The following is a 20,942-nucleotide window of genomic DNA, read 5'->3' as shown; positions in this document are numbered from 1 at the left end:
TTTATTTTGTCGTTCAGACTAAAAATTACTTTTTGCTTTTATGTCTGTTCTTTCTTAGTCTTTTTTTACGCTTGTGCGTAGACATTTTATGTCTTTTTTTCTTCTTTCCGCTTGGCATAGCTTCAAATTTTTATGGGTTAATACTATTGTTTATTATTTCTTCACTGCTAGTGTGAATGTCTTGGCAGGCTTAAATGCCGGAATATTGTGTTCGGGGATGATGATCGTGGTGTTTTTAGAGATGTTACGAGCAGTCTTCTGTGCTCTTTTCTTCACTATAAAACTTCCGAATCCGCGAAGGTAGACATTCTCATCCTTGGCCAAAGATACTTTGACAGCATCCATGAAGGCCTCAACGGTTGTAAGTACAGTCGTCTTATCAATCCCGGTGTTCTTGGTGATTTCGTTTACAATATCAGCTTTAGTCATTTTTTTCTTAAAAAAAATATTATTACTAATGTTTCCTTAATTTTTTGGACTGCAAATATATAGCTTTTCCGCGTCTCTGAAAAATATATTTCGGACATTTTTCTAAAAAAGTCTTGGGATTAAGTTTTGTTAGGCGGAAAAGCGCTACATTTGTCGGCCGCCTTTTCTGCTTCCTGTGGCTTCGTTGTCATAAAAGGATGCTTTTCGGTGGAGAAAACACTGTTTTAAGAGGAAAGAATGAATGCTTTTTCAAGGATATTGTTAGATTGGTATGCTGAGCACAAGCGTGAACTTCCTTGGCGTGAAACCAAAGATCCCTATCGCATCTGGATTTCAGAGATTATCCTGCAACAGACACGGGTAGCTCAAGGTTATGAATACTTTCAGCGATTCGTAGAGCGTTTCCCTGATCTGGTCGCTTTGGCTGAGGCTGATGAAGATGAAGTTATGAAATACTGGCAAGGATTGGGATATTATTCGCGTGCGCGAAATTTGCATGCTGCTGCCCGTAGTATGAATGGAGTTTTTCCTCGTACTTACGAAGGTGTCCGTGCACTTAAAGGGGTAGGAGACTATACGGCTGCGGCCATTTGCTCCATTGCTTACGATATGCCTTATGCGGTGGTGGATGGTAACGTATACAGGGTGCTTTCCCGCTATTTTGGAGTGGAAACTCCGATTGATTCTACTCAGGGGAAGACGCTGTTTGCTTCATTGGCGCAGGAAATGCTGGATGAAAAACATGCGGCGCTTTATAACCAAGCCATTATGGATTTTGGAGCCATACAGTGTACTCCTCAATCGCCTTCCTGCATGTTTTGTCCGTTGGCAGATAGTTGCTCAGCATTGGCTACTGGTAAAGTCAATCTTTTGCCGGTAAAGCAACATAAGACAAAAACAACCGACCGTTATTTTACTTATATATATATATGTATAGGTGGACAGATGCTTCTTCGTAAGAGAACGGGTAACGATATCTGGCGCAATTTATATGAGCTGCCATTGATAGAAGCTGATCATCAGCTATCTGTAGATGAGTTGTTGCTTGCTCCAGAGCTGGAAGGGCTTGGCGCTAATGTGAAACCTGTTGTACGTCCGTTGCAGATAGGGGTTAAGCATGTTCTTTCCCATCAGATTATTCATGCAGATTTTTATGAGATGATTTTTCCTGCTGATATTCAAGGTTTTTCGGATTATATACGCATTGAACAAGGAGAATGGGAACGCTATGCTGTGCCGCAGCTCATCCATCAGTTTTTGGAAAAATATGCGTAAAAGTTTTGCAGATATTTGCACGGTTACATTATTCTGTTTATTTTTGGCAAGCAAATTTAAAAGAAAAAAGTTATGTCAGTCAATAAAGTTATTCTGATTGGAAATGTAGGGAAAGATCCAGAAGTGAGATACTTGGATAGTGGGGTAGCTGTGGCTACTTTTCCTTTAGCTACGTCTGACAGGGCGTATACCTTGGCCAATGGAACTCAAGTTCCTGAACGGACAGAATGGCATAACATCGTTTTATGGCGAGGATTGGCTGAAACGGCTGAGAAATACGTGCACAAAGGCGACAAACTTTACTTGGAAGGAAAAATCCGTACACGTTCGTATGATGATCAGGCTGGCGTGAAACGTTATGTGACCGAGATTTTTGTGGACAGTATGGAGATGCTTTCTCCTAAGGCTGCTGGGGTAGCTCCTCAAGCAACAGTTCAGCCGAATGTACAACAGCAAAGTATACAATCGCAGGTGGCGCCTGCGCAAGATAATGGAGCGGATGATTTGCCGTTCTAAGTGTTTAACTAAAAATTACTTCTTTGGACCCGGACGCTTATTTATGCCAGTTGGCAGATGTTTTTAATGGAATAACAGTACATGCACCTACCGTGCCATCCATTGTAGCCATTGTTTTGGCTGGCCTTCTTTTACTTGTATCAGGATTTGCTTCGGCTTCTGAGATTGCTTTCTTTTCGCTCTCTCCAGCCGATTTGAATACGATTGCTGAACACAAACATCCATCTGATTCTAAAATCAGTGATTTATTGTCGGATAGCGAACGTCTGCTCGCTACGATATTAATTACGAACAATTTTGTGAACGTGACAATAATCATGCTTTGCAATTTCTTTTTCATGAATGTCTTCGAGTTTCATTCGCCTATTGCAGAGTTCTTGATTTTGACCGTCATATTAACTTTCTTGCTTTTACTTTTTGGTGAAATCATGCCCAAAATTTATTCGGCTCAGAAGACATTGTCTTTTTGTCGGTTTGCGGCATCGGGTATATCTATGTTTCGTTCAGTGTTCTATCCGATGGAATCGTTGTTGATGCGTTCTTCCTCTTTTCTGAACAAACATGTTTCGCATAAAAATCATAATATATCAGTCGATGAATTGTCTCATGCGTTGGAATTAACGGATAAAACTGAAATATCAGAAGAAAGTAACATTTTGGAAGGGATTATTCGCTTTGGAGGAGAAACTGCTAAAGAAGTGATGACCTCAAGATTGGATGTCGTAGATTTGGATATCCGGACCCCTTTTAAGGATGTGCTGAAATGCATTATAGAAAATGCTTATTCGCGCATACCTGTTTATGCAGAGTCGCGTGACAACATTAAGGGAATTTTATACATAAAAGATTTGTTACCCCATCTGAACAAAGGTGATAATTTCCGTTGGCAATCCCTTATTCGTCCTGCTTATTTTGTTCCTGAGACAAAGATGATTGATGATTTGCTTCGTGATTTCCAGGCCAATAAGATACATATTGCTATTGTCGTAGATGAATTTGGTGGAACATCAGGTATTGTGACGATGGAAGATATCATAGAAGAGATTGTGGGTGAGATACATGATGAATATGATGATGAGGAACGGACATATACCGTGCTCAATGATCATACTTGGATATTTGAGGCCAAGACCTTATTGGCTGATTTTTATAGAATAACGAAGATTGACGAAGCTGAGTTTGAAGAAGTAGCGGGCGATGCTGATACCGTTGCAGGATTATTGCTTGAGTTAAAAGGAGAGTTCCCTGTTTTACATGAGCATGTTTCTTATAAGAACTATGAATTTGAAGTACTTGAGATAGATACCCGTCGTATTCTGAAAGTAAAATTTACTGTGAAGGAGCCGGTGGCTATAGAAATTAAGGGGGATATGTAGTGGCATTATTTCTGCAACATCAGGGGGAGGATTGCCATTGGGCGGTATGGAAGTTGGAAGAAACATTGGAAGAATTGCTTTCTTTGCTTCCTGATAGTAGAAAATACAGACAAGAAGTCGAAAAGTTTTCTTCTGCCCATCGGCGTTTGGAATGGTGCGCTGTACGTGTTTTGCTCTATACAATACTTGGAGTGGAAAAAGAAATTCGATATCAAGATAGTGGGAAACCTTATTTGGCTGATAAATCGTTTTCTTTAAGTATTTCTCATACTAAAGGGTATGTGGCTGTTATTTTAGGTGATATAAATAAAGAAGTAGGTATTGATATAGAACAATATGGGGAACGTGTGCGTAAAGTGGCTCATAAGTTTGTTCGTGATGATGAGTTGCCAGGAGCTTATGAAGGTACTGATACTTGGGGGATGCTTTTACATTGGTCGGCCAAAGAAGCGGTTTATAAATGTCTGAATATTGATAGTGTGGATTTTCGTGAGCATTTATATATATGTCCGTTTACTGTTTGTTCTGAAGGGACATTTGGACTCGTTGAATATCGAACAGCTGAATGTTGTCATTTCTCGGTACATTATCGTTTGTTCGCAGATTTTGTTCTAACTTATATTTGTTAGTTTTTGGATAGTAGTTGGCAGATATAAAACAAATGTCCGTTCGAAATCGCTTCGCCCGGACATTATTTCATAAACTTTGGCAGAAGTTTACTTGTTTACTTTCTTTGAAGCAGTTTGGATGAATAAAATGAAAGGACAGAAAAGTCCGTGTTCATTAGACTCACCGCTTTTTCCTCGAAAGCAATGATAAAAAGATATGCATGGCAGGTCTTCTGACTTGTTTCTATTATCAGCGGCCTTCCCGGAAAAGATTCCAGTGGCAAATGGTACGTGCTGATAACAATTGTGTGAAACTCACAGCAGCGGGACTGTTCGGGATTTGCACCCGATTCCCTTTTAATCACCTTTTCTGCTTGTAGTGGGAAATAGGCGAACCAATGCAATACAAAGATAGGAGTTTTTTTTGAATCAAATAGTCGTTTAAAGAAATAATTTGAATAGTTTACAATTATCTTTCTTTGGCTAGAGTAAATACAAATTCCAGGCCTCCACCTTGACTGTTTTTTGCAGAGATAGTTCCTCCATGAATCAGTACGGCATTTTTTACGATGGCAAGTCCAAGGCCAGTACCTCCCAATTTGCGTGAACGTCCTTTGTCTACACGGTAGAACCGTTCGAAAAGCCGATTAAGATGTTCGGGGGATACTCCAACTCCTGTGTCGGCAAAGCTGAAGTAGTAGAAGTTTTCGTCTTCGCGGAAACAGCTGATGTGAACATGGATATGCGAACCTGCGTATGCGATGGCATTGTCCATCAGATTACGGAAGATGGAGTAGAGCAGCGAATAGTTGCCGCGGAGCAGGATGTGTGGCTTCAGAGAGTTGACAACAGTAATATCCTTTTCTTCCAATTCGAGCGCTACTTCGTTGACGATGTTTCCCACTAGTAGACTGACATCCACTTTCTCCATGTCGATGAGGTTAGCTGCCTCGTCCATGCGTGTCAGTACAGAAATGTCTCGTAGAAGGCGAGTTAGTCGGTTGCTTTGGGTGTAGCATCGTTCTAAAAAAGTCTGCATTTTTTCTTGCGGAAGATCTTGGGTGCTAAGGATGGTTTCTAAATAGCCTTGTATACTGCTGACAGGGGTTTTTAGTTCGTGAGCAATGTTTTGAGTAAGTTGTCGTTTTAAGCGTATTTGTTCCTCTTCTTGTGTGATATCATTAATGGAAATCTCGAAACTTAGGTCTTGGAATATGATACACTCTACAATAAAAATGCGTCCGTTTTTATTAATGGTGAGAGATATTCTTTTTTCTTCTTTCCCAAGTGGACTGCGGTGAGCTTTACCTATGAAGTCGGTAATTTTCTGAAATTCACATACAGAGAAGATCTTTTCAGTTGTTTCCAAGTTGGAGTCTGATATCAAGTTGCTGTATTGGATAAACAAGTTGTTGACCAATATTTCTTTTTTGTCTTTGGTAAATACACCTAAACCTTCGCGGGATGTCTGAAGGTGTGTGATAAGTTTTTCGCGTTCAATGTAGAGTGCTTCCTTTGTTTCACGCAATCGGCGGTAGATCTGAATGATATGTTGTGATATTTCACCTAATTCGTTATGTGGAAAAGCTGATTGGAGGTCTGTTTCAATTGGCTCGTTCTTATCGGCACGTTTGGCAAACTGGCGTAGTTTGGTGATGGCTGTTCCCAAGCGTGAGGTAAAATGGTAGTAGATGAATATTAGCACAAGAGTGACAGCCAATGTGAACCACAGGTAGTGGCGATCAGCCGCCAGGTGATTGACTAGGTCAATATCGTAAGGCAGTGCCGAACGGATGATGTAGGATCCGAAATCTGTGGCTGAATAAAAATAAGGTACACCTGTAGTTTCCGAAGTGCGTCGCACGTCATGGCCTTTTCTATGCTTCAGTGCTTGTTGTACTTCTGGCCTATCTTGATGATTTTTGGGACTGATGTTGTGTTCGTAACTGTCATACAAAACAACACCTTGTGGATTAATGACGGTGACACGCAATTCTTTGGTTGTGCTTTGACGTATGTAGCTATTAAGCACAGAATTCCATAGGCTGTCAGGGGTTTCTGTCAGTCGAAAGTAAAGGTCTTCATTGAAATCCTGCAATTGCAGGTCGAGCAGTTCTATTTTGTATTCTTTTTCCCGCTGGTATTGGTAAAGGGTAACACTTCCTGCAAATAGCAGGAACAGCAGGAAGACGGATAAGAACAGTTTCCGACTGAATGACAGAAAATGCCGATTTTTATTCGGCTTCGAAGCAGTATCCATATCCCAGGCGTGTTACAATACATTTACCATAATCACCTATTTTCTTGCGCAGGCGTGTGATATTTACGTCGATGGTACGGTCCAGCACGTATACTTCGTCGCTCCATACCTTGTTCAGTATGTCCTCACGCGAGAATACGCGTCCTTTGTTCTGTAATAATAAGAGCAAGATTTCAAATTCCTTTTTAGTTAACGGAGCTTCTTCTCCGTTAATACATACTTTCTTTTTGACGATGTCAAGTACCAGTGATTTGTATACTAGCTGTTCAGGTATACGTTCCGTTTCTTGTGAACTAGTACGGCGTAACACGGCTTTGACACGTGCTGTTACTTCACGTAGTGAGAAGGGTTTTGATATGTAGTCATCGGCTCCTAAATTGAATCCTGTGACTGTATCGTTTTCCGTATCTTTAGCTGTGATGAAGATGATGGGGATTTGGGCAGTCTTTTTGTCTTGTTTTAGCATACGTGCCATTTTGAAGCCGGATATTTCACCCATCATTACATCCAACAAGAGTAAGTTGTAGTGACTGATGTCCATTTGTAGGGCTTCTTCTGCGGAGTTTGCCGTATCCACTTCGTAACCTTCGTTTTCGAGGTTGAACTTCAAAATCTCGCACAAGTCTTCTTCGTCATCGACGACCAATATCCGATAGTTGTTCATCTCTTCTTCAATTTTAGTAAGGTATGGTTTTGCAAAAATATGTTTTTATTCTTTTGATGCGGCAAAGTTGAGGCATTTTTATTACGGAAGCATGAAACAGATGTTACAATGTTGTTACAAGCCTTCTTGGAGATTGATAGTGAATTTTTAATTCTTAAACGATGATCCGTAAGGAACAATTTGTCGCTATCTGTGTTCTTTTGTTTGCATGGAAAGCTTTATCTTTGTTTGTTCTTAAGTTGAGATAATGTATGAAGAAATTTATTTATATAGATTGGCATCGCTTGTTTACGAGCCGTTGGCGTTTTGGAATATGTTTCGGGGTCGTGATTGTGGTGGCAGTAGTAACTTTTTGGTTGAATGGTATCCCTTTCCGTGCGGGGTTTGAAATAGTTGATGATTTGGGAGGAAATGTTTTCCCTTCGAGTATTTTGTCGGTAGCTACTACCGATGCACAGGTCATTGTGCCTTCCGACTCCATGTATGTGGGAAACCCAAAGTCGTGCATTGCGGTCCGCCTGCGTTCGGGGCGCAGCTACACGCGTGTCCGTATCGAGGTGGCCGAGACGCCGTTCTTCTCCCGTTCGGTGTCCGAATTTGTGTTGCCCCGTCCGCGTACCGAGTACATTATCTATCCTGATATCATCTGGAACTACGAGGCCTTGAAGGCTAACGAGCAGGCCGAGCCAATCAGTGTGGCCGTTACGGTGGAGGTGAACGGCAAGGCGTTGGGGCAGAAGGTGCGTACCTTCTCCGTGAGAAGCATCAATGAGTGTCTGTTGGGGTACGCTACCAACGGGACCAAGTTCCACGATACGGGCATTTTCTTTGCCGCCTACGTCAACGAGGAAAATCCGATGATAGATCGTCTGCTCCGCGAGGCGCTCAACACGCGCATCGTCAACCGCTTCCTGGGCTATCAGGGCGGGAAGGCGGAGGCGGTAGACAAGCAGGTGTATGCCTTGTGGAACGTATTGCAGAAGCGTAACTTCCGCTACAGCTCGGTATCGAATACCAGTCTTTCGAGCAACATTGTCTTTTCCCAGCGGGTACGTACTTTCGACGATGCGTTGGAGTCGTCTCAGATTAATTGCGTGGACGGCAGCGTCTTGTTCGCTTCCCTGTTGCGTGCCATCAACATCGAGCCGATACTGGTGCGCATACCCGGCCACATGTTTGTGGGCTACTACACCGACAGCCAGCACAAGGACATGAACTTTCTCGAGATGACGATGATAGGCGATGTCGACCTGGACGATTTCTTCCCCGACGAGCAGCTGGACTCCACGATGGTGGGCAAGTCGCAGAACCAGATGTCGCGCATCACGTTCGACAAGTCGAAGGAGTATGCCAACAAGAAGTACCGCCAGCACGAGGAGGGCATCCACTCGGGTAAGCTGAACTACATGTTTCTGGAAATATCGAAGGAAGTGCGCAGGAAGATACAGCCCATCGGCAAATAAGGCTTGTTTTTGTACCTGCCGCTTGCAAATCATCGCCGGGAGTATTACCTTTGCGAAGTTAAGTCAGAGTCAACGATATGGAATCATTCAAGAAGTATATTTCTCCGGGTGCGTGGTTTTCCATGGAATACCCGGCCGTGTGGAGCGAATTCGAAGACTGCGAAGGCTCGTTCTTGTTCTACAATCCCGACGAGTGGACGGGTAATTTCCGCATTTCGGCCTATCGGGGCAATACTGCCGATTACGGACGCGAGTCCGTACGGCAGGAGCTGGAGGAGAACGCTTCGGCTGCACGGGTACGTGTGGGTGCACTGGATTGTGCCTATAGTAAGGAAATGTTCGAGGAAGGCGGCGAATACTATACGTCGCACATCTGGATTGCGGGTGTGGACGATGTGGCCTTTGAGTGCTCGTTCACCGTGCGCAAGGGTGAATCCGTGGCCGAGGCCGAGCGGGTGATTGCTTCCCTGCAGGTGCGTAAGCCGGGCGTGAAGTATCCTGCCGAGCTCATCCCCGTCCGTCTCTCCGAAATCTATCAGATAGACGAAGCCTACGAATGGGTGGAGAAGACGGTGAAAGACCTGCTGAAGAAGGACTTCCAGGGTGTGGAAGAAGACGTGGAAAGCATGCAGCAGGTGGTGGACCGCGGCGTGATAGGCCCCAAGAAGAAAGACCAGTGGCTGGCACTGGGCATCACCCTCTGCGTCATCATGGCCAACGAAGTGGACGGGCTGGAGTGGCGTACGCTGATAGACGGCAACCGCGAGGTCCCCGTATTGCTCAACACCGCGACCGGCCAATGGACAGATCCCATGAAACTGGCGTGGAGCAAGGTGAAGGCCGGCGAGAAGGTCGACCTGGCGGAAGCCTATTGCAATGCTTGATTAATTCTTCATTATTAATTCTTCATTCTTCATTTAAATTAATGTCTCCCATACTGCAAGTAGAAAACCTCACCAAGTCGTTCGGCGACCTGGTTCTGTTTGAAAACATATCCTTCGGCCTGGCCGAAGGCCAACGTGTCGGACTGATTGCCAAGAACGGAAGCGGCAAGTCCACCCTGCTCAACATCCTCTCGGGAAAGGAGGGGTACGACGAGGGAAAGATATCCTTTCGCCGAGACCTTCGTGTGGGCTATCTTGAACAAAGTCCCTCGTATCCCGAAGAACTGACCGTACTCGAAGCCTGTTTCCATCATGGCAACACGACCGTGGACCTCATCAAGGACTACGAGCACTGCATGGAGACCGAAGGCCATCCCGGCCTGGACGAGCTGCTCGTGCGCATGGACCACGAGAAGGCGTGGGACTACGAGCAGAAGGCCAAGCAGATACTTTCCCAACTGAAGATACGTGACTTCAACCAACAGGTGAAGCACCTCTCCGGCGGGCAGCTGAAGCGTGTGGCGCTGGCCAACACCCTCATTACCGAGCCCGACCTCCTCATACTCGACGAGCCCACCAACCACCTCGACCTCGACATGACCGAGTGGCTGGAAGAATACCTGCGCCGCACCAACCTTACCCTGCTCATGGTGACGCACGACCGCTACTTCCTCGACCGTGTCTGCTCCGAAATCATCGAGATAGACAACCGCACGATTTATTCCTACAAGGGAAACTACAGCTACTACCTGGAGAAGCGGCAGGAGCGCATCGACGCCAGGACGGTGGAGGTGGAGCGTGCCAACAACCTGTACCGTACCGAGCTGGAGTGGATGCGCCGCATGCCCCAGGCCCGCGGCCATAAGGCCCGCTACCGCGAGGAGGCCTTCTACGAACTGGAGAAGGTGGCCAAGCAGCGCTTCCACGACGCCAACGTGAAGCTCGACGTCAAGGCTTCCTACATCGGCAACAAGATATTCGAGGCCGACCACCTGTGCAAGGCTTTCGGCGACCTAAAGATATTGGACGATTTCTCCTACATCTTCGCTCGCTACGAGAAGATGGGCATCGTGGGCAACAACGGAACGGGCAAGTCAACCTTCATCAAGATACTGATGGGGCTGGTGAAGCCCGACAGCGGCACGCTGGACATCGGCGAGACCGTCCGTTTCGGCTACTACTCGCAGGACGGGCTTCAGTTCAACGAGCAGATGAAGGTCATCGACGTGGTGCAGGACATTGCCGAGGTTATCGAACTGGGTAACGGCCGTCGGCTCACCGCCTCGCAGTTCCTCCAGCACTTCCTCTTCACGCCCGAGACGCAGCACAGCTATGTCTACAAGCTGAGCGGAGGCGAACGCCGCCGCCTCTACCTCTGTACGGTGCTGATGCGCAACCCCAACTTCCTCGTGCTGGACGAGCCCACCAACGACCTCGACATCGTTACTCTGCAGGTGCTCGAAGAATATCTGCAAGGCTTCAAGGGATGCGTCATCGTTGTCAGCCACGACCGCTACTTCATGGACAAGGTGGTGGACCACCTGCTGGTGTTCAACGGCGGGGGCGACATCCGCGACTTCCCAGGCAACTACACGCAGTACCGCGAATGGAAGGAGGTCAAGGCACGCCACGACAAGGAACAGCAGGCGGTCGCCAAACCGCAAGCTGCCGCCAAGCCCGCGCGCACCCGTCAGGACGAGAAGCGCCGCATGAGTTTCAAGGAACGCCGCGAGTTCGAACAGCTCGAGAAGGAAATTGCCGAGCTCGAAGCCGAGAAGAAGGCCGTCGAGGAAGCCTTGTGCAGCGGCACGCTTTCGGTGGACGAACTGACAGAGAAGTCGAAGCGCCTGCCGCAGCTGACGGACCTGATTGATGAAAAGACAATGCGATGGTTGGAATTGAGCGAGCTGGAATAAGTATGGAAGGAAGAAGCAACTACCACAGCCACTCCCTCTATTGCGACGGCCGTGCCGGCATGGAGGACTTTGTCCGCTTTGCCCTGAGTAGCGGCTTCACTTCTTATGGCTTCTCCTCGCATGCTCCGCTGCCTTTCCCCACGGCTTGGACCATGGAGTGGGACCGCATGGACGACTATGTGGCCGAGTTCCGCCGTCTCAAGGAGAAGTATGCCGGACGCATCGAACTATACCTCGGGCTGGAGATTGATTACCTGAACGAGAAGAGCCATCCCGCCATCGAACGTTTCCGCCGCCTGCCGCTGGACTACCGCATCGGCTCCGTCCACCTGCTCTACGACGACGAAGGCCGCGTGGTAGACGCCGACCTCTCCGCCGAGAAGTTCCGACAGATGGTCGATAAGCATTTTCAGGGCGATGTGGAGCGGGTGGTGCGCCTCTACTACGAGCGCTCGCGGCGCATGGTGGAGCTGGGCGGCTTCGACATCGTGGGCCATGCCGACAAGATTCATTACAACGCCGCCTATTGCCGTCCCGGCATTCTGGAAGAGCCGTGGTACGATCGCCTGGTGCGCGACTATTTCGCCGAGATTGCCCGCCGTGGCTATCAGGTGGAAATCAATACGAAGGCCTGGTCGGAGCTGGGCACCTTCTATCCCGACGAACGCTACTTTCCGTTACTCCGTGAGCTGGGTATCCGTGTACAGGTGAACAGCGACGCCCACTATCCCGAGCGCATCGCCAGCGGTATGGCCGAGGCTTACCGGGCCCTGCGCCGTGCAGGCTTCACGTCCGTCATGCGGCTTCGGGGCGGGCAGTGGACTGAGATTCCCTTTTAGACAGGCAGTGCCGTTTGTTTCTCCGCACAGTAACTGGAGTTTCCCTGCGCGGAAACACCAGTTCCCCTACTAGGAAACTGGAGTTCCCCTACTAGGAAACTGGAGTTCCCATAGGCGGAAACGCTCGTTCCCATAGGCAGGAAACAACCGTTCCCCTGCGAGGAAACGGATGCTTCCTCGGCAGGGGAACGGATGGATGATTGCAGCTTGTCGGCCCGATGCTGCTATGTCGTGGCATTTTCAGTGCCAGGCATCAATCATTTCTTCAAGAGGAACTCGTCGATAGCCTTCTTGTACGTGGCCTTGTCGGCGGCGCCGCGCATCAGCTGCGGCTGCTCCTTCAGGGGGATGAGTACAAAGAGGGGAATGCTGGTGGCGTTGAACAGGGCGGCGAGCTCCTGCTCCTTGTCCACGTTCACCTTGTAGATGGTGATTTTTCCGGCATATTCCTTGGCCAGTTCCTTCATGATGGGAGCCACCTTGCGGCAGGGGCCGCACCAGTCGGCGTAGAGGTCGATGATGGCGGGTTTGTCTCCCTTGTATTTCCATTCCTTGCTGTTCTCATAGTCGAACACCTTGTCGATGAACATGGCCTTGTCCATCACAATCACCTCCTGAGCGTGGCCGAGGAGGGCGGTGGCCGCGAGGGCCAGGGTAAGCAATAACTTCCTCATGTTAATGGAGAATTGAAAATTGATAATGGATAATTAATACCTCATGCCTGGCTTTCGATGAGTTCGACCAGCTGATTGCTCTGCACCACGCCCGACTGCCGCCACACCTGCTGTCCGCCCTTGAAGAGCATCAGCGTGGGGACGGCCTGAATCTGGTATTTCATGGCCAGTGCCTGCTGTTCGTCCACGTCTATCTTGACGATGCGCGCCTTGTTGCCCACGCGGGCCTTGACGTTCTCCAGTATGGGGTGCATCATCTTGCAGGGGCCGCACCACGTGGCGTAGAAGTCCACCAGCACGGGCTCTGCGGTATTGTTGATCAGTTCTTCAAATTTTTCCATAATCGTATTTTGTTAGTGGGTTGATAATGTTATGTACAAACAAACTTTGTGTCGATTTGGTTCAATCCACGATGCTCAGTTCGTCGATGAGGTGCGAGGCACCGGCATACTTCTCGATGATGAAGAGCGTGTAGCGGATGTCCACGCAGGCGGCGCGCTGCGACGAGGGGCGGAAGGCGATGTCGCCCGTCAGGCCTTCGTAGTTGCGGTCGAAGGCGGTGCCGATGAGTTCTCCCTTGGCGTTGAACACGGGGCTGCCCGAGTTTCCGCCGGTGTTATCCGTGTCCACGATGAAGCACACGGGCATCCGTCCATCCTCGAGGGCATAGCGGCCGAAGTCTTTCGTCTTCCAGAGCTGCTTCAGCTTGTCGGGCACCACGAACTCCCAGTTCGTCGGGTCTTCCTTCTGCATCACGCCGTCCAGTGTCGTCTGGTAGTCGTAGACGGCTCCGTCGGCGGGTTCGTAGGAGCCCACCTTGCCGTAGGTGAGGCGCAGGGTGGAGTTGGCGTCGGGATAGATGGGCTGTCCGTTGGCCTGGCGCAGGTCCATCATGCCCTTGACCCACGTCTTGTGGGCGGCGTTGTAGTCGCGGTTGGCGTCCATCATGGCGATGGCCGTCTGCAGCAGGCCGTCGGTGATGGAGTACTTGAAGAGCACCATCCAGTCGCTGGTCACTTTGTAGAGCTTGGGCTTGCGGATGAACTTGTCGAAGTTCTCGCGGCTACCGAAGATGGAGTACCCGAAGCAGGCGTCGATGAAGGCGTCCGTATCACCCTTGAAGCGCTTGTCGATGACCTGGAAGATGCCGATGCGCTGGTCGGCGGGGATGTACTGGGCATACGTGCGCAGCATCTCCTTGCCCACGAGTTTCTCCACTTCGGGATAGGGGACGGAGGCGAAATACTTGTCGGCTGCCTGGCGCAGACTGTCCGTGGCCGCCTGGATGGCTGCCTTGTCCTTGCTCTTGAGGGCGGTGACGAGGGCGGTGGTGCTGGGGATGCGCATGAAGTCGAGTGCCGTGACCAGTGCCTCCTGGATGGCCTGCTGGTGGTAGAGGGCGGGGCGGCGCTTCTGCACGATGGCGCGGATACGGTCGAAGGCGGCCTGATAGGTCGTGTCGCCCAGCTCGCGTCCGCGTTGCAGCAGGGCTTCCTGCTGGGCACGCTTGGTGTCGAGCACGTGGAGGCGCACGAGGCCTTCGTTCATGCCGATGGCGTTCTTCCAGTAGTTGGCGCTGGAGGCGTACTTGCTGGCGTAGTGGATGCGCACGGCATCATCCCGCAGCATCTGTTCCATGAGGACGCGCTGGCGGGCGTCGCGCACGTGGTGGCGCATGAAGTTGGTGGTCTGCATCCGCTCCTCCACCTCGTCGGCTATCATGTAGCGCCAGTTGCGGCCGGGGAAGCCCATGACGAAGGCAAAGTCGCCCTCCTTGTAGCCGCGGAGGCTGATGTTGAGGTGCTTCTTCACGCGCAGGGGGACGTTGTCCGGGCTGTAGGCGGCGGGGCGTCCGTCCTTGTCGGCGTAGATGCGGAACAGGGAGAAGTCGCCCGTGTGGCGGGGCCACATCCAGTTGTCCGTGTCGGCACCGAACTTGCCGATGCTCGACGGCGGCGCGCCCACCATGCGGATGTCGCTGTACTCGGTCTTCACGAAGAGGTAGTAGCGGTTGCCGCCGTAGAAGGCTTTCAGTTCGGCTTTGCCGCCTGTGCCGAGGGCGATGTTTTGTTCTTTCAGGAAGCGTTCGCACACCTGGGCAAGGTATTTGGGCGAGAGGTAGTTGGTGCCCTGCGGGTCGGCGTCCTTGGCCAGCTGCTGCCGTACGTAGTCCGTCACGTCGAGGATGCGGTCGATGAAGGTCACGGTGAGTCCCTTGCAGGGTAGCTCCTCCTGCCGGCTCATGGCCCAGAAGCCGTCCGTCAGGTAGTCGTGCTCTACGCTGGAGTGCTGCTGGATAGCGCTGTAGCCACAGTGGTGGTTGGTCAGCACCAGGCCTTCGGCCGAGATGACCTCGCCCGTGCAGCCTCCGCCGAAGTGAACGACGGCGTCCTTCAGGGCAATACCTTCGGGGTTGTAAATGGAGTCGGCTGGCAGCAGCAGGCCCAGTTCCTGCATGGCTGCCTCGTTTTGCCGTTTCAAGTCGGTCAGCATCCACATGCCTTCGTCGGCCGGGGCGGGGAGTGTCAGGGCAGTCAGAGCTGCCGCAAATAACAGTCTTTTCATATATATAGATGGGGGTTAAAGTGAAAAAATAGGCACGGATTTCGCGGAAGTTTCACGGCCGTTTTGATTTCTCTCCGTGATAATCCGTGTAATCCGTGCTTTGTTATTTTATTATTCCACGATGGTCATCTCGTCAATGAGGTGCCCGCAGCCGCCCAGCTTGTCGAGGATGAAGAGCATGTAGCGGATGTCGAGTGCGATACAACGCTGCAGGTTGTTGTCGAAGTTGATGTCACCGCTCAGCGATTCCCAGTTGCCGTCGAAAGCACAGCCGATGAGGCGTCCTTCACCGTCGATGACGGGCGAGCCGGAGTTACCGCCGGTTATGTCGTTTGTCGTCAGGAAGCATACGGGCATGGTGCCGTCGGCCATGGCATAGCGTCCGAAGTCCTTCTTCTGGATGAGTTCCTTCAGCTTGGCCGGAACCACGAACTCGGGGTTCTCGGGATCTTCTTTCTCGAGGATACCGTCGGTAGTGGTAAAATACTTGTAGTGTACGCCGTCTTTCGGATTGTAGGACTTCACGTTGCCATAAGTCAGGCGGATGGTGAAGTTAGCGTCGGGATAGGAAGGCACGGGCTGTTTCATCTCGCCCAGTCCGCGGATGTAAGCCTTATGTAGCAGCTCGATTTCTTGTGCGTACTGGTTGTATTCGGCAGCGGCTTCTTTCAGCTTGTCCAGCTTGGTGCGGCTGAAGTTGGTGGCCAGGTCACGGTCGATGGCCTTTACGCTAGGCTTCTTCAGGAACTTGTCCAAGTTGGCGCGGCTGCCCATGATAGAGGTATCGAAGAGGTCGTCTACGTAGGCGTTATAGTCGCCCTTATATTCCTTCTCAATGGTCTGGTAGAAGGCGGGTAGTTCTTCGGGTGTCAGAGCCTTGGCAAGTGCGGGCAAAATGGCTTTGGCAACGGCGCGATCCACCTGCTGGTCGTAATCCTTGTTGTGGATTCTTTCGTACACTTCTTCCAGCTGCTTCTTGGTGGCTTGGAGCAGGGAGTCGTTCTTTGTCTCGATGGCTTCCTTCATCTTGTCCATCAGCGCAGGCGGGCAGCCGAACTCGATGGCTCCGCTCAGAGCCTCACTAGTGTACTCCAGGCGGCGCAGTGAGGGAGACATCTTCTCCACGAGGGCGTCTATCTTTTCTACCACGCCTTCGTATTCGGGCTTGCCTTGGGCGAAGGAGGCGAAGCGCTTCTCTTGTTCAGCCTTGGTGGTGAGCACGTCGTTGTCCACGATAGCCTTGTTCATGCCAATGGAGTTTTTCCAGTAGTTGCTGCTACCAGCGAACTTGTTGGCATACTGGATACGGGTCTTGTCACTCTGGCGCATGTACTTCTTCAGTACGTCGAGGTAAACGGTACGCATGTCGATCATGGCCTGGTTGACGGCGGTCATACGTTGGCGTACTTCGCTTTGTGTGAGGTAACGTTCGGTAGAACCGGGGAAGCCCATGATCATGGCATAGTCACCTTCGTTGAGTCCCTTCAGCGAGATAGAAAGGTACTTCGGGGTCTTCAAGGGTACATTGTCAGCGCTGTATTCGGCAGGCTCTCCGTTCTTGTCAGCATAGATGCGGAACATAGAGAAATCGCCTGTATGACGGGGCCACATCCAGTTGTCCGTCTCGCCGCCGAATTTGCCTACGCTCGAGGGCGGAGCAGCCACCATGCGCACGTCGCTATAGACCTTATAATAGAAAAGGTAATACTTGTTTCCGGCGTAGAAAGGCAGAGCGCGTACTTCGATGCCGGGTTTGCCCTTGAGGTCGCTCTTCTCCAGTTCTTCCTTGGCCAGCTTGCCGAGGAACTTGTTGGTCATGGCTTCGTATTCGTCCACTTCACCGGCCTTTACTTTGGCGTTCACCAGGTCGGTGATGTCTACGATACGATGCACAAAGCGGAACTTCAGTCCCGGTGTGGGCAGTTCTTCGGCACGGCTTTTGGCCCAGAAGCCGTCGGTCAGGTAGTCGTGCTCCACGCTGGAGTGCTGCTGGATGGAGGCATATCCGCAGTGGTGGTTGGTCAGGATGAGGCCTTCGGGAGAGATGATTTCACCGGTACATCCTCCGCCGAAGATGCCGACGGCATCCTTCAGCGACACGCCATTGGGGTTATAGAGGTCGTCGGCTTCCAGCTTCAGACCCTGTTTCTTCATCATATCGATGGAATTCTGCTGCTTCATCAGCTGAAGCAGCCACATGCCTTCGTCGGCCTGCGCCGAGAAGGTGAATGCTGCGGCGAGAGCCGCAACAAGGTACTTCTTGATTTTCATGTATGTCACTTAAATTAGTAATGATTTATTTGTTGTTGTTTCTTTATAAAGTCTTTACTGAGGCATGGGCAACTTGCCTTCGCGGATGGCATCCATCACGTTGGCAGGCGCGCGCTGGGCCAGGTACTCCTTTTTCATGAAGTCCATGTAGGGAGCCACATGATTGAAGAACTGTCGGTAGCCGGCACAGAGGTAGTTGAGGCCTGGTTCGCCGTCAGTCGTGCGGGCAAAACGGTTCTTGGGACAGTCGCCGTTGCAGGTGAAGAGCCATTCACACTCTTTGCACTGGCGGGGCAGGGAGTCGTATTTGTTTTGTCCAAATCGTTGTTGGCGTTCACTGTACATCATCTCCACCAGTGTCTGCTGGTAGATGTTGCCCAGCTTGTATTCGGGGAAGACAAAATGGTCGCATGCATAGACGTCGCCGTTGAATTCCATTACGCCGGCATGGCCACATGTCCGTGCCATGGAGCATACGCCGGGCTGTTCGCCTACCCAATTGGCCAGTGTGGAGTCGAAGATCTGGATGTAGTACGTGCCCACATCTTCTTTGACCCACAGATCGAACAGGCGGCAGAGGAAGTTACCCCATTGTTCGGGGCTGACAGAGAAGTCGGCCAGTGGCGCGTTATCGCCATCGGCCAGCGAAGCCAGGTGGCGTCCGTCACCGTGGGGCAGGATACGTTCTACAATGGGAGCGAACTGGATGTAATGGCATCCCAGATCCTTGAAGAAGCGGTAAAACTCCTCGGGATAGTCGGCGTTGTATTCGTTCACCACTGCCATGCCGTTCCATTCCACGCCGTGCTTCTTCAGCAGATTGATGCCTTGCATCACTTTGTGGAATGAGGGGCGTCCCTGCTTGTTCTTGCGGTATTCGTCGTGGAATTCCTGCGGGCCGTCGATGGAAACCCCCACCAGCCAGTTGTTCTCCTTGAAAAACTGGCACCACTCGTCGGTGAGTAGTGTACCGTTGGTCTGTATGCAATTGTCGATGGTACGTCCGTTGGCATATTTTTTCTGAAGCTCCATGGCCCGTTTATAAAAAGACAGAGGGCGCATCAACGTTTCTCCACCGTGCCAGGTGAAGAGCACCTGCGGCATGGTCTGTGAGTTGATGTATTCTTCGATGAACTTCTCCAGCAATTCCTCGCTCATCACGTGCTTGGGATTTTCTTTGTACAGCTTGGCCTTCTCCAGGTAGTAGCAATAGTCGCATGCAAGGTTGCATACGGCTCCTACAGGCTTTAGCATCACGTAGAGCGGTTTGGCAAAGGGTGCGTAGGTAGACATGTCTGTATCTTGTAGCTTTTGATTAATTTATGTGCAAAAATACGTAAAGCAAATGAAAATACGTTTTTTGCCTCTTCCTTTATAAGGATTATTAATACCTTTGCGGCGTGAAAATCCTAAATACATTTCTTACATGGACATGAACAAGATGTGTGTTAATTGCACTATCCCTTTGATGCTGTTGCTTGTGCTTTTTACTTCTTGTAGCAAGCGCTATAAGATAGAAGGAAAATCTTCTGTAACGAGTTTGGATGGCAAAATGCTATATTTGAAGTCTTTGCAGGAGGGTGATTGGGTGACAGTTGATTCGGCAGAAGTAATCCATGGTCTGTTTAAGATGAAGGGGCCTGCCGACAGTGTCAGGATGGTAACTCTCTATATGGGTGATGAAGGTTTGATGCCGCTGGTTCTTGAAAATGGACATATTCGCGTTAGCATTGCAAATACGCAGATGGAGGCGAGTGGTACTCCTTTGAATGACAGGCTTTATGAATTTATTGATAAGCGTAATTCAATGGAGTTGGCTGTCGAGGAAGTAGAGCGTAAAGAAGCACGTATGGTTCTTGACGGTGTGGCTCTGGACGACATACATGGACAGTTGGAGCAAGAAGCCGATTCGCTGATACGCGTGATGGATACTTACGTGAAAGGTTTTATTGTGGATAATTTCGAGAATGTTCTGGGTCCCAGTGTCTTTATGATGATGTGCAGTACTTTACCCTATCCGGTGATGACTCCAGCTGTTGAAGAGATTATGAAGGAGGCTCCTCTTTCGTTCAAGGAGCATGTGTTGGTGAAGGATTTCATATCCAAGGCCAAAGAGAACATGAAACTGCTTGAAGAGCAAAAACGTTTGCGTCAGAACGTTGCCTCCACGCAGCCTTGAGCGCAGCAAGTCCGTATACTTAAGAAAGAGAGTGAATTCTAAGGCTCAGACGAGTTAGAATTCACTCTCTTTCTGTATATCTATGTCTTCTTAATCTGTTGTGGCCTCTCACTTTAATACAGTGCTTTATGACCCTCTGACGAAGCACTGTATGAGAGGTTGACGAAGCACTGCATGAGACCCTGATGAAGCACTGTGTTATAAGGTTATAAAGCACTGTGTTGAAATGGTAGGAAATTTTCGTGTTGGCTTCGATTAATAGACTATCGGTCCTGATCGTCGTTTTGCACCATGCCTTTGTACTTTTCGGGTAGGGCGCTTTCTACGGCAGCATAGGCTTCGGTCATGGTTGCTTTCACGTTTTCCGGTCCCTTACACTTGGGTGGAATGGGTTCGTGGATGGTCAGTGTGAGGCTGTGGCGGTGTATCCACTTGCCTGTGCGGGGCAGGATTTCAAAGGAACCGTCGATCGTGACAGGCACTACGGCTAGTTGTAGGTCGTCGGCCAGCTGGAAAGCACCGCGTTTGAAGTAGCCCATGTGTCCTGTGAACGTACGTGCCCCTTCGGGGAAAACGACGAGTGACACACCGTCCGTCAGAGATGCTTCTGCCTTGCGCATCATGGCGACCATCTTCTTCGGATTGCCTCGCTCCACGAAGATGTGGCCTGCACTTTCGCAGGCTTTGCCCACAAAGGGAATTTTACGCAGGCTTTTCTTCATCATCCACTTGAAGTTGCGGCCCAGGAAACCGTAGATGAGGAAGATGTCGAAAGCCCCCTGGTGGTTGGGGACGAAGACATAGGAAGTATGCTTATGTAGCTTCTCGCGTCCCACTACATGAACAGGAATCAGTAAGAGGTAACATGTTAGCTGTGACCATATCTTACCGGGATAGTAACCCCAGATGTGTGCTCCACCCAGTAGTGAACCGATGATGGTAACCAAAGCTGTCAGGATGGTCAATACTAGGAATAGGGGGACTGCAATGCAAATCTGATAGATGTAGTAGAGAAACTTCATA

Annotated in this window: 18 protein-coding genes and 1 riboswitch; of the genes, 9 read left to right on the top strand and 9 right to left on the bottom strand. The window is 49.9% G+C overall.

Annotation, left to right across the window (positions count from 1 at the left end):
• Window positions 1–153: 153 nt before the first annotated feature.
• Complete coding sequence (locus BQ8005_RS06325) at window positions 154–447, bottom strand: HU family DNA-binding protein (RefSeq protein ID WP_262484403.1); 294 nt, start codon at window positions 445–447, stop codon at window positions 154–156.
• Between the two features lie 219 nt (window positions 448–666).
• Between BQ8005_RS06325 and mutY the strand changes: the two genes are divergently transcribed.
• The 4 genes from mutY (at window position 667) to BQ8005_RS06305 (ending at window position 4,225) form a co-directional block, all read left to right on the top strand.
• Window positions 667–1,704 (top strand): A/G-specific adenine glycosylase, encoded by a 1,038-nt coding sequence (gene mutY, locus BQ8005_RS06320; protein WP_075317468.1) that lies wholly within the window; start codon window positions 667–669, stop codon window positions 1,702–1,704.
• 72 nt (window positions 1,705–1,776) lie between these two features.
• A complete protein-coding gene (locus BQ8005_RS06315) occupies window positions 1,777–2,220 on the top strand; it encodes a single-stranded DNA-binding protein (protein ID WP_075317467.1) in 444 nt (147 codons plus the stop codon).
• Window positions 2,221–2,243: 23 nt separating this feature from the next.
• The gene (locus BQ8005_RS06310) at window positions 2,244–3,596 is read left to right on the top strand and encodes a gliding motility-associated protein GldE (protein WP_075317466.1); all 1,353 of its coding nucleotides are present in this window, start codon (window positions 2,244–2,246) and stop codon (window positions 3,594–3,596) included.
• On the top strand, window positions 3,596–4,225 hold the full coding sequence (locus tag BQ8005_RS06305; RefSeq protein WP_075317465.1) for a 4'-phosphopantetheinyl transferase superfamily protein: 630 nt from the start codon (window positions 3,596–3,598) through the stop codon (window positions 4,223–4,225). Before BQ8005_RS06310 ends, BQ8005_RS06305 begins: the two co-directional genes overlap by 1 nt.
• Window positions 4,226–4,410: 185 nt before the next feature.
• Window positions 4,411–4,620, bottom strand: a riboswitch (cobalamin riboswitch).
• A gap of 53 nt (window positions 4,621–4,673) precedes the next feature.
• On the opposite strand, the gene BQ8005_RS06300 is transcribed toward BQ8005_RS06305, so the two are convergent.
• Together BQ8005_RS06300 and BQ8005_RS06295 are read right to left on the bottom strand one after the other, a co-directional pair.
• Window positions 4,674–6,464 carry a sensor histidine kinase gene (locus BQ8005_RS06300; protein ID WP_075317464.1) on the bottom strand — a complete coding sequence of 597 codons (1,791 nt, stop codon included), beginning with the start codon at window positions 6,462–6,464 and terminating at the stop codon, window positions 4,674–4,676.
• Window positions 6,439–7,128, bottom strand: coding sequence for a response regulator transcription factor (locus tag BQ8005_RS06295; protein ID WP_021847890.1), 690 nt, complete (start codon window positions 7,126–7,128; stop codon window positions 6,439–6,441). The genes BQ8005_RS06300 and BQ8005_RS06295 overlap by 26 nt, the downstream gene beginning before the upstream one ends.
• A 251-nt stretch (window positions 7,129–7,379) precedes the next feature.
• On the opposite strand from BQ8005_RS06295, the gene BQ8005_RS06290 reads away from it, so the two are divergent.
• From BQ8005_RS06290 to BQ8005_RS06275, 4 genes are all read left to right on the top strand, one after another.
• Entirely contained in the window at window positions 7,380–8,591 is a 1,212-nt protein-coding gene (locus BQ8005_RS06290) for a hypothetical protein (RefSeq protein WP_075317463.1), read from the top strand.
• A 77-nt stretch (window positions 8,592–8,668) separates the two neighbouring features.
• On the top strand, window positions 8,669–9,475 hold the full coding sequence (locus BQ8005_RS06285; protein ID WP_075317462.1) for a DUF3805 domain-containing protein: 807 nt from the start codon (window positions 8,669–8,671) through the stop codon (window positions 9,473–9,475).
• Window positions 9,476–9,516: 41 nt separating this feature from the next.
• Complete coding sequence (locus BQ8005_RS06280) at window positions 9,517–11,391, top strand: ABC-F family ATP-binding cassette domain-containing protein (RefSeq protein WP_075317461.1); 1,875 nt, start codon at window positions 9,517–9,519, stop codon at window positions 11,389–11,391.
• 2 nt (window positions 11,392–11,393) lie between these two features.
• Window positions 11,394–12,230: a histidinol-phosphatase gene (locus BQ8005_RS06275; RefSeq protein WP_075317460.1), complete on the top strand. Its 837-nt coding sequence runs from the start codon at window positions 11,394–11,396 to the stop codon at window positions 12,228–12,230.
• 257 nt (window positions 12,231–12,487) lie between these two features.
• Here the strand turns inward: BQ8005_RS06275 and BQ8005_RS06270 are convergent, their stop codons facing one another.
• The 5 genes from BQ8005_RS06270 to BQ8005_RS06250 form a co-directional block, all read right to left on the bottom strand.
• Window positions 12,488–12,904 (bottom strand): thioredoxin family protein, encoded by a 417-nt coding sequence (locus BQ8005_RS06270; RefSeq protein ID WP_075317459.1) that lies wholly within the window; start codon window positions 12,902–12,904, stop codon window positions 12,488–12,490.
• A gap of 41 nt (window positions 12,905–12,945) precedes the next feature.
• Window positions 12,946–13,245, bottom strand: a complete 300-nt coding sequence (gene trxA, locus BQ8005_RS06265; protein WP_021847884.1) for a thioredoxin — start codon at window positions 13,243–13,245, stop codon at window positions 12,946–12,948.
• Window positions 13,246–13,306: 61 nt separating this feature from the next.
• Window positions 13,307–15,469: a S46 family peptidase gene (locus tag BQ8005_RS06260; protein WP_075317458.1), complete on the bottom strand. Its 2,163-nt coding sequence runs from the start codon at window positions 15,467–15,469 to the stop codon at window positions 13,307–13,309.
• A 111-nt stretch (window positions 15,470–15,580) separates the two neighbouring features.
• The gene (locus BQ8005_RS06255; protein WP_075317457.1) at window positions 15,581–17,740 is read right to left on the bottom strand and encodes a S46 family peptidase; all 2,160 of its coding nucleotides are present in this window, start codon (window positions 17,738–17,740) and stop codon (window positions 15,581–15,583) included.
• A gap of 54 nt (window positions 17,741–17,794) precedes the next feature.
• On the bottom strand, window positions 17,795–19,033 hold the full coding sequence (locus BQ8005_RS06250) for an anaerobic sulfatase-maturation protein (RefSeq protein WP_075317456.1): 1,239 nt from the start codon (window positions 19,031–19,033) through the stop codon (window positions 17,795–17,797).
• Window positions 19,034–19,172: 139 nt separating this feature from the next.
• Between BQ8005_RS06250 and BQ8005_RS06245 the strand changes: the two genes are divergently transcribed.
• Complete coding sequence (locus BQ8005_RS06245; protein WP_075318995.1) at window positions 19,173–19,919, top strand: DUF4369 domain-containing protein; 747 nt, start codon at window positions 19,173–19,175, stop codon at window positions 19,917–19,919.
• A gap of 263 nt (window positions 19,920–20,182) precedes the next feature.
• On the opposite strand, the gene BQ8005_RS06240 is transcribed toward BQ8005_RS06245, so the two are convergent.
• Window positions 20,183–20,941, bottom strand: a complete 759-nt coding sequence (locus tag BQ8005_RS06240) for a lysophospholipid acyltransferase family protein (protein WP_075317455.1) — start codon at window positions 20,939–20,941, stop codon at window positions 20,183–20,185.
• Window position 20,942 lies beyond the last annotated feature (1 nt).

The sequence above is a fragment of the Bacteroides togonis genome (assembly GCF_900130135.1).
GTDB classification, from domain to species: Bacteria; Bacteroidota; Bacteroidia; order Bacteroidales; family Bacteroidaceae; genus Bacteroides; species Bacteroides pullorum.
Note: the sequence above shows the minus strand (reverse complement) of the source record. Positions and strands in the feature narration are given on the sequence as shown.